At 73.1% G+C, this 9,722-nt stretch carries 8 protein-coding genes; all 8 read left to right on the forward strand.

All coding sequences use genetic code 11. The annotated features are described in order from the left end of the window. The first annotated feature begins 14 nt into the window (after positions 1-14). Positions 15-674 (forward strand): TetR/AcrR family transcriptional regulator, encoded by a 660-nt coding sequence (locus ACZ68P_RS18590; RefSeq protein ID WP_471007352.1) that lies wholly within the window; start codon positions 15-17, stop codon positions 672-674. A 105-nt stretch (positions 675-779) separates the two neighbouring features. Beyond that, positions 780-2,975 (forward strand): molybdopterin oxidoreductase family protein, encoded by a 2,196-nt coding sequence (locus ACZ68P_RS18595; protein WP_471007355.1) that lies wholly within the window; start codon positions 780-782, stop codon positions 2,973-2,975. 134 nt (positions 2,976-3,109) lie between these two features. Beyond that, positions 3,110-4,519 carry a CitMHS family transporter gene (locus tag ACZ68P_RS18600; RefSeq protein WP_471007730.1) on the forward strand — a complete coding sequence of 470 codons (1,410 nt, stop codon included), beginning with the start codon at positions 3,110-3,112 and terminating at the stop codon, positions 4,517-4,519. 164 nt (positions 4,520-4,683) lie between these two features. Continuing rightward, positions 4,684-5,337, forward strand: a complete 654-nt coding sequence (locus ACZ68P_RS18605) for a hypothetical protein (protein WP_471007358.1) — start codon at positions 4,684-4,686, stop codon at positions 5,335-5,337. Beyond that, positions 5,324-6,178 carry a class F sortase gene (locus ACZ68P_RS18610; protein ID WP_471007361.1) on the forward strand — a complete coding sequence of 285 codons (855 nt, stop codon included), beginning with the start codon at positions 5,324-5,326 and terminating at the stop codon, positions 6,176-6,178. The genes ACZ68P_RS18605 and ACZ68P_RS18610 overlap by 14 nt, the downstream gene beginning before the upstream one ends. Before the next feature lie 146 nt (positions 6,179-6,324). After that, positions 6,325-6,906 (forward strand): DUF3574 domain-containing protein, encoded by a 582-nt coding sequence (locus tag ACZ68P_RS18615; RefSeq protein WP_471007362.1) that lies wholly within the window; start codon positions 6,325-6,327, stop codon positions 6,904-6,906. A gap of 205 nt (positions 6,907-7,111) precedes the next feature. Further along, entirely contained in the window at positions 7,112-8,503 is a 1,392-nt protein-coding gene (locus ACZ68P_RS18620; RefSeq protein ID WP_471007364.1) for an aldehyde dehydrogenase family protein, read from the forward strand. Positions 8,504-8,528: 25 nt separating this feature from the next. Next, positions 8,529-9,608: a zinc-binding dehydrogenase gene (locus tag ACZ68P_RS18625; protein WP_471007732.1), complete on the forward strand. Its 1,080-nt coding sequence runs from the start codon at positions 8,529-8,531 to the stop codon at positions 9,606-9,608. Positions 9,609-9,722: the final 114 nt, after the last annotated feature.

A 9,722-nucleotide genomic window follows, 5' to 3' on the forward strand; every position in this document is an offset into this window, starting at 1 on the left:
GCCCGGACGGCATCATGGTCCCCGTGCCCCAGCCCCGACCGCCCCGCAAGCTCACGCCACCGGCGCCGTCCGCGCAGCCCGCGTTGCGCCGCACCCCCGTCCAGCAGCGCAGCGCGGACCGCCTCGCCCGGATCCTCGACGCCTGCGCCGAACTCCTCGACGAGACCGGGTACGAACAGCTGAGCACCCGGGCCGTCGCCCTCCGCGCGGGCGTCCCCATCGGATCCGTCTACCGCTTCTTCGGCAACAAGCGCGCCATGGCCACCGCCCTCGCCCACCGCAACCTCGACAGCTACGCCGAGCGCATCACCGCCCGCCTCTCCGCCCTCCCGGCCGTCGACGCCCGCCGGGCCATCGACACCGTCCTCGACGAGTACATCGCCATGAAGCGGTCGGTGCCCGGGTTCGCCCTGGTCGACTTCGGCGTCCCCAGCCCGGGCGGGCCTGGCGACGACGACCCCAACCACCTGGTCGCCGGCCGTCTCTGCGCACTGCTGGCCGGCGTGCTCGCCCGCCCCGCCGACGACGCCCTGCGCCGCAAGGTACTGGTCGGCGTCGAGGCCACCGACGCCCTGCTCCAGCTCGCCTTCCGTACGAACTCCTCGGGCGACCCGGCCCTCATCGCCGAGACGCGCGAGCTCCTGCACGCGTACCTCGCGCCCTCCCTGTCGTAGAGCGGCCCTCCGTGTCCGGACGAGCACCGTGACCCGAACCCCTCCCGCTCATCCCAACCGGTCGGTATGCTCGGCGCCACCCGCTGCCGCCCCAGGGAGACCGCCATGTCCACCGCCCTGCGCATCTGCCCCCTCTGCGAAGCCACCTGCGGGCTGACGCTGACGCTCGAAGGACCCCGGGTCACCAAGGCGCGGAGCGATCGTGACGACGTCTTCAGCCAGGGCTTCATCTGTCCCAAGGGTGCCTCGTTCGCCGAGGTCGACGCCGACCCCGACCGGCTGAGGGGTCCCCTCGTCCGCGAGGACGACGTCCTTCGGGAAGCCACGTGGGAGGAGGCCTTCGACGTCATCGCGGCCCGGATCCGGCCCCTGGTCGAGGAGTACGGGCCCGACGCGGTGGGTATCGTCCTCGGCAACCCCAACGTCCACACCATGGCCGGCGCCCTCTACCCGCCGCTGCTGATCGGCGCGCTGCGGACCAGGAACCTCTTCACCGCGTCGACGCTCGACCAGATGCCCAAGCACGTCTCCAGCGGGCTGCTCTTCGGCGACCCCTTCGCCATCCCCGTGCCGGACCTGGACCGCACCGGCCATCTGCTGATGCTCGGGGCCAACCCCCTGGAGTCCAACGGAAGTCTGTGCACCGCCCCCGACTTCCCCGGCAAGCTCAAGGCGCTGCGCAAGCGCGGCGGCACCCTGACCGTCGTCGACCCGCGCCGCACCCGCACGGCCGCCCTCGCCGACCGGCACCTCACCATCCGCCCCGGTGCCGACGCCCTCTTCCTCGCCGCGCTCGCCCACACCCTCTTCGACGAGGGCCTCACCGACCTCGGCGCGCTCGAAGGCCACGTCGAGGGCGTGGAGGACGTCCGCGCCGCCCTGGGGGCGTTCAGCCCCGAAGCCGTCGCAGACGCCTGCGACCTGGACGCCACCACCATCCGCGACGTCGCCCGTGAACTCGCCGCCGCGCCCTCGGCGGCCGTCTACGGACGCATCGGCAGTTCCACCGTCGCGCACGGCACCGTCGCCAGCTGGCTCGTCGACGTCCTCAACGTGCTCACCGGCAACCTCGACCGCCCCGGCGGCGCGCTCTTCCCGCTCGCCGCCACCGCCCCGGCGCCCCGCCCCGCGAGTCCCGGCAAGGGCTTCGCGCTCGGCCGCTGGGCGAGCAGGGTCTCCGGCCACCCCGAGGCCAAGGGCGAGCTGCCGACGGCCGCCCTCGCCGAGGAGATCGAGACGGAGGGCGAGGGCCGGATCCGCGCGGTCGTCACCATCGCCGCCAATCCGGTCCTGTCCGCGCCCGACGGGCGGCGCCTCGACGCGGCCCTCGGCGCCCTCGACTTCATGGTCGCCGTCGATCCGTACCTCAACGAGACCACGCGTCACGCCGATGTCGTCCTGCCCCCGCCGCCGCCCTCCCAGAGCGCGCACTTCGACTTCGCCTTCAACGGCTTCGCCGTCCGCAACCAGGCGCGCTACTCCCCGGCCGCCGTCCCCCTGGAAGAGGGACGCATGGACGAGTGCGAGATCCACGCCCGGCTCATCCTCGCCGTGTCCGGCATGCACGGCGCCCCGCCCTCGGCGGTCGACGACCTCGCCATCGACACCGCCCTCGCCAAGGCCGTCACCCAGGAGCACTCGCCCCTGTTCGGCGCCGACCCGCAGGTGCAGGCCGGGCTGCTGGACGGCCGCACGGGGGCCGAGCGGCGGCTCGACCTGATGCTGCGCCTCGGCCCGTACGGCCTCGGACTCGAAGACCTCCGCCAGGCACCCCACGGCATCGACCTCGGCCCGCTGAAGCCCCGTATCCCGCAGCTCCTCAAGACCCGCAGCGGGCGCGTCGAGCTGCTGCCCGCGCCCATCGCCGCCGACCTGCCCCGGCTGCGGGCGGCCCTGGACGCCGGCCGGGACGGGCTCGTCCTCGTCGGCCGCCGCCATCTGCGCTCCAACAACAGCTGGCTGCACAACGTCCCCTCCCTCAACGGAGGCTCCAACCGGTGCACCCTCCAGGTCCACCCGCGGGACGCCGACCGGCTCGGGCTCGCCGACGGGAAGCAGGCCCGGGTCACCGCCGAGGGCGGCGCACTGGAGGTCGAGGTGGAGATCACCGACACCGTACGGACCGGGGTGGTGAGCCTGCCGCACGGCTGGGGCCACGACCGGCCCGGCACCCGGCTCTCCGTCGCCTCCGTCCGCCCGGGTGTCAACGTCAACCAGCTCCTCGACGGCTCCCGGCTCGACCCGCTGTCGGGCACCGCCGTCCTCAACGGCTTCCCCGTCGAGGTGGCCCCCCTGCCGTGACCTGGCCTTTTGCTCGTATTGCTCACGCGTCGACATCTTGTTAACGGCGGAAGAGGGCACCTAACGTCATCCGGACCGCCGCACCGGTGGAGTCCTCCCGGTGGGAGTTCAAAGGTGAACGTGAGGTGTCCTCCATGCTGACCGTCCTCGGCTTCGCCATGATCGCGACCTTCCTGGTCCTGATCATGATGAAGAAGATGTCCCCGATCGCGGCACTCGTCCTGATCCCTGCCCTTTTCTGCGTGTTCGTAGGGCAGGGCGCCCAGCTCGGCGACTACGTCCTCGAAGGCGTCGGCAAACTCGCGCCCACCGCGGCGATGCTGATGTTCGCGATCGTCTACTTCGGCGTGATGATCGACGTGGGGCTCTTCGACCCGATCGTCCGGGGCATCCTGCGCTTCTGCAAGGCCGACCCGGTGCGGGTCGTGGTCGGTACGGCGGTGCTGGCCGCGATCGTCTCGCTCGACGGCGACGGCTCCACCACCTTCATGATCACCGTCTCCGCGATGTATCCGCTGTACAAGCGGCTCGGCATGAGCCTGGTCGTCATGACCGGTGTCGCCGCCACCGCCAACGGCGTCATGAACACCCTGCCCTGGGGCGGGCCCACCGCCCGTGCCGCCACCGCGCTGAAGCTGGACGCGGCCGACGTGTTCGTGCCGATGATCCCGGCCCTCGGCGCGGGTCTGCTCTTCGTCCTCCTCCTCGCGTACGTCCTCGGCCGCCGCGAGCGCAAGCGGATCGGATACCTCTCCCTCGACGAGGCGCTCGTGACGGAGGCGGAGACGGTCCTGGTGGCGACCGGGGGCGGCACGGGCGGTTCCACGGCCGGCGGCGGCACGGGCACTCCCACGGCCGGCGGCGGGGCGGGCGACGCGCCCGGCGTGACGGCGGGCGACGGCTTCCAGGGGCTCGACCCGGACCGCCCGACGCTGCGGCCCCGCCTGTACTGGTTCAACGCCGGGCTCACGGTCGCCCTGCTGGCGTCGATGATCCTCGAACTGCTGCCCATCCCGGTGCTGTTCCTCATCGGGGCCGCGCTGGCGCTCAGCGTCAACTACCCGAAGATGGCGGAGCAGAAGGCGCGGATCGCCGCGCACGCCGACAACGTCCTCAACGTCTCCGGCATGGTCTTCGCCGCGGCGGTCTTCACCGGCGTGCTCACCGGCACCGGCATGGTCGAGCACATGGCCGACTGGCTGGTCGGCGCCATTCCCGAGGGCATGGGCCCGCACATGGCCCTGGTCACCGGCGTGCTCAGCCTGCCGCTCACGTACTTCATGTCGAACGACGGTTTCTACTTCGGCGTACTGCCGGTCCTCGCGGAGGCGGGCGCGGCGCACGGTGTCCCGCCGCTGGAGATCGCCCGCGCCTCCCTGGTCGGCCAGGCCCTGCACATGTCGAGCCCCCTGGTCCCCGCCGTGTACGTCCTGGTCGGCATGGCGAAGGTCGAGTTCGGCGACCACACGAAGTTCACGGTCAAGTGGGCAGCGCTGACCTCCCTGGTGGTCCTCGCGGCGGGGATCCTGTTCGGGATCATCTGAGCGCGTCCCCGGGGGCCGGTGGGGACGGGGCGGTGCTTCCGCCGGGCGGGTGAATGTCGGGGAGTGTCGCGGCGTTGCGACGACTCTCCGCATTCACGTCATGACAGATAGTCAGATTATCGGTTGATTCATCCGACCGTCTTCATGACTGGAGGAACCCCCGCATGACCGCTCTGGCTGTCCGTCCCCTTCTGTCCACCGCCGCCGCGACCCTCGCGCTCGGCGCCGTGGCCATGGCCGGTGCGCCCGCCGCCGTCGCGGCTCCCGGCGACAACGGCGACGTCAAGATCCACCACGCCGGGCGCCCCGACGAGCCCCCGCGCACCTCCGAGACCGACCAGCGCAACGAGCCCAAGGTCTGCACGTTCTACATCGCCGCCCTCGGCTTCGACGGGCTCCAGGCCCTCACCTACAACATCAAGCCGCACCCGCCGAAGAGCAGCGTCGTGGTACCCCCCGGCTCGATCACCGTCGACTCGGACGGCAACGGCTTCACCCCGGACCTGGAGCTCGCCGACGGCATGTACAAGGTCGAGTGGACCTGGCTGGGCCAGCAGGGCGCCAAGAAGAGCAAGGTCTTCAAGGTCGACTGCGCCGGCTTCACCCACAACCCGCCGAACGGCGAGAACGGCGGCCACCACGGCAAGCCCCCGCACGGCCCCGTCGGGGCGGGCGGCGGCGGCAGCGCGCAGCTGGCCAGTGACGAGAGCTCCGCCTTCGGGGTCGGGACGGCACTCGCCGCGGGTCTGGCCGGTACGGCCGGGCTCGTCCTCCTCCGTCTCCGTCGGTCGCGCCGCCGCACCGATGGCGCCGCGTAGGTCCCGCTACACGCGCAGGCAGCGGCGCCTCCTCCGGCTCGCCCGGACGGTGGTGGTGGCCCTGTCGCTGGTCGTCGGCGGCGTCTGGTGGGCCCAGGACGGGGAACCGTCGGGCCCACCGATCGCGGCCGCCCCGGCCGCGCACGGGGCGGCAGCGGCCGCCGCCGCCCCGGCCGTATCCGGGCACCACGCCGACCAGAAACCGAAGGCGCCCCCGGAGCCCGCGCCGCCGCCGCGGCCGACGGCCGACCCCAAGCCGCAGCCCACGGCCGGTCCCAAGCTCAAGCCCAAGCCGACGGCCACCGCCGAGGCCAAGGCCAAGGGCAAGGGGAAACCCGAGGCGGAGGCCGGGCCGGCGTCGCCGCCCGCACCCCTGGCGCGTTCGCGCCCCACCGGTCTCGCCGTACCCGCCATCACCATCGAGGCGCCGGTCGTCGGACTGGGGCTCGACGCCTCCGGGCGGCTCGCCACCCCGCCGGTCGACAACCCCCGCGTCGTCGGCTGGTACCGCAACGGCCCCTCGCCGGGCGAACGCGGTACGGCGGTCGTCGTCGGCCACCGCGACACCCGCAGCGGGCCCGCCATCTTCCTCAACCTCAACGTGCTCAGCCCCGGAAACACCGTCCGTGTCGCCCGGGCCGACGGCCGCGTCGCCGTGTTCACGGTGGACAAGGTCCGCACGTACACGAAGGCCGGATTCCCGGACGAGGAGGTGTACGGCTCCAGGGGCCGCCCCGAGCTGCGGCTCCTCACGTGCGGGGGTGCGTTCGATCCGAAGAAGGGGTACGAGTCGAACGTCGTCGTCTACGCCCACCTCACGGATGTCGACAAGAAGATCTGACTCCGTCACGCCGGAAGCCGGCGGGCCGTGCCACCCGGCGCGTGCCCGCCGGTGCCGGCGCGCTCCCGCGCGCACCGCCCGGAGGCCGGACGATCCCGCCCGACCCGTCCGGTTTCCTCGAACCGTCACGACACAGGGGTGTGCACATGACCCGCCACCCGTTCACCACCACCCGCGGCCGGCTGGCTGCGTGCGCCACCGGGCTGCTGCTCGTCACCGCCGCGCCCGCCGCCTACGCCACGCTCGGCGAGGAGGCGACGACCACCGCGATGACCACCACGACGACCACCACGACGACCACCGCGAGGGCCGCCGCGACGTTGACGACGACCACCGGGGCGACGGCGGCGGCCAAGGCGCCGGACGCCGTCGTCGCCGCCGCGCCGAAGAGCCGTGGCAAGCCGTACGTGGAGACCCGGCTCTTCTTCGGCACGGAACGCCCCGACGGAGGAGCGGACGTGACCGACCAGCAGTTCATGGCCTTCGTCGACAAGGAGGTGACGCCCGCCTTCCCCGGCGGTCTGACGGTGCAGGACGGCCGTGGACAGTGGCGGGACAGGAACGGCACCATCGAGCGGGAGCGTTCGTACGAGCTGATCCTGCTCTACCCGGCCACCGAGGCTCCGGTCCGGGACCCGTGGATCGAGCGGATCAGGGATGCGTACGAGCGGCTCTTCGCGCAGGAGTCGGTGGCCCGGCTCGACGAACCGACGCTCGCCGACTTCTGAGCGGAGGCGCGCGACCGCCGTCCGAGGCGCGCGCCGGACTCCGGCGCGCCTTGCACGGGTCGCGCCGGACCCCGGCGCGTGCCTTTCTCCGGCCGCGTGCCGGCCACTGAGACGCGGCGCACGGTGGGGGGCTCTGGCGCTGGAAAACTATCAGCGCTAGTTTGGTGCGGACGGCGAACCGGTCGGTAACGTGAGGAGACAGCGGATGAAGGCCCACGACGCGATGTACATCGGCGGGGAGTGGCGCCCCGCCTCCTCCACGGACACCATCCCGGTGATCAACCCGGTGGACGAGCAGGTCATCGCCCACGTCCCCGCGGGGACCGCCGAGGACGTCGACGCCGCCGTACGCGCGGCCCGCGCGGCCTTCCCCGCCTGGGCCGCCACCCCGCCCGCCGAGCGCGCCGCCCGCCTCGGAGCCCTCCGCGACGCCCTGACGGCCCGTGCCGAGGACATCGCCGCCACGGTCACGGCCGAGCTGGGCTCCCCGCCCAGGCTCGCCGCCGCCGTCCACACCGGACTGCCCATCGCCGTGGCGGGCTCGTACGCCGAGCTGGCTGCCACCCACCCCTTCGAGGAGAAGGTCGGCAACTCCACCGTCTACTCCGAGCCCGTCGGCGTCGTGGGCGCGATCACCCCGTGGAACTACCCGCTCCACCAGATCGTCGCCAAGGTCGCCCCCGCGCTCGCGGCCGGCTGCACCGTCGTCCTCAAGCCCGCCGAGGACACCCCGCTGACCGCCCAGCTCTTCGCCGAGGCCGTCCACGAGGCGGGTGTCCCGGCCGGCGTGTTCAACCTCGTCACCGGCCTCGGCCCGGTCGCCGGCCAGGCGCTCGCCGAGCACGAGGACGTCGACCTCGTCTCCTTCACCGGCTCCACGGCCGTCGGCAAGCGGATCGGCGCCACGGCCGCCGGAGCGGTCAAGCGGGTCGCCCTGGAGCTCGGCGGGAAGTCGGCGAACGTGATCCTGCCCGGCGCCGACCTCGGCAAGGCGGTCTCCGCCGGCATCGCCAACGTCATGTCCAACTCCGGCCAGACGTGCAGCGCCTGGACCCGGATGCTGGTCCACACCGACCAGTACGACGAGGCCGTGGCCCTCGCCGCCGAGGCCGTCGCGAAGTACGTCCCCGGCGAGCGCGTCGGACCGCTCGTCAACGCCAAGCAGCAGCAGCGCGTCCGCGGCTACATCGAGAAGGGCGTCGAGGAAGGCGCCCGGATCGTCGCCGGCGGCCCCGAGGCCCCCAGGGAGACGGGCTACTACGTCTCGCCGACCGTCTTCGCCGACGTCACGCCCGAGATGACCATCGCGCAGGAGGAGATCTTCGGCCCCGTCGTCTCGATCCTCCGCTACGAGGACGAGGCCGACGCCCTCGCCATCGCCAACGGGACCGTCTACGGCCTCTCCGGCGCCGTCTGGGGCGAGCAGGAGGAAGCCGTCGCCTTCGCCCGGCGCATGGAGACCGGCCAGGTCGACATCAACGGCGGCCGCTTCAACCCGCTGGCCCCCTTCGGCGGCTACAAGCAGTCGGGCGTCGGACGCGAACTCGGCGCCCACGGCCTCTCCGAGTACCTCCAGACCAAGTCCCTCCAGTTCTGAGCCCCGAGGAGCCCTGAGCGTGAGCGTGATCCGCGCCGCCGTCCTGCCCGCCGTCGGCTCTCCCCTGGAGATCGTCGGCATCCGACTCCCCGAACCCGGCCCCGGCCAGGTCCGCATCCGGCTGACCGCCGCCGGCGTCTGCCACTCCGACCTCTCCCTCACCAACGGCACCATGCGGCTGCCCGTCCCGGCCGTCCTCGGCCACGAGGGCGCCGGAACGATCGTCTCCGTCGGCGAGGGCGTCACCCATGTCGCCCCCGGCGACGCCGTCGTCCTCAACTGGGCGCCGTCCTGCGGCTCCTGCCACCCGTGCTCCCTGGGCGAGGTGTGGCTCTGCATGGACGCCCTCAAGGGGGCCGAGAACATCCACGCCGTCACCGAGGACGGCACCGAACTCCACCCCGGCCTCAACGTCGCCGCCTTCGCCGAGGAGACCGTCGTCGCGGCGTCCTGCGTGCTGCCGGCCCCCGAGGGCGTCCCGCTCGCCGACGCCGCCCTCCTCGGCTGCGCCGTCCTCACCGGCTGGGGCGCGGTCCACCACTCCGCCCGGGTCCGGGAGGGGGAGTCCGTCGTCGTCTTCGGCGTGGGAGGCGTGGGCCTCGCGGCCCTCCAGGCCGCTCGGGTCGCCGGGGCCTCGCCGATCATCGCGGTCGACGTGTCACCCGAGAAGGAGGCCCTGGCCCGGGCCGCCGGAGCCACCGAGTACGTCGTCGCCTCGGACACGACCCCCCGCGAGATCCGCAAGCTGACGGGCGGCCAGGGCGCCGACGTGGCCGTCGAATGCGTCGGCCGCGCCGTCACCATCCGTACCGCCTGGGAATCCACCCGGCGGGGCGGCCGCACCACGGTCGTCGGCATCGGCGGCAAGGACCAGAAGGTCACCTTCCACGCCCTGGAGATCTTCCACTGGGGGCGCACCCTGACCGGCTGCGTCTACGGCAACTCCGACCCGGTGAGGGACCTGCCGGTCCTCGCCGAGCACATCAAGGCCGGCCGTCTCGACCTGAGCACCCTGGTCACCGAGCGGATCACGCTCGACGGCATCCCGGGCGCCTTCGACAACATGCTCGCGGGCAAGGGCGGCCGGGCGCTCGTGATCTTCTAGCGGCCCCCTTCTCACCCCGGCCGCGACCCCGGCCCGGCCCCCGGCACCGCCGCGGGCATGGGGAGGGGGGGGGAAGGGGTTGTTCGGCGTTGGACAGGTGTCGTGGACGTCGGG

Source organism: Streptomyces sp. NPDC036822, assembly GCF_055609145.1.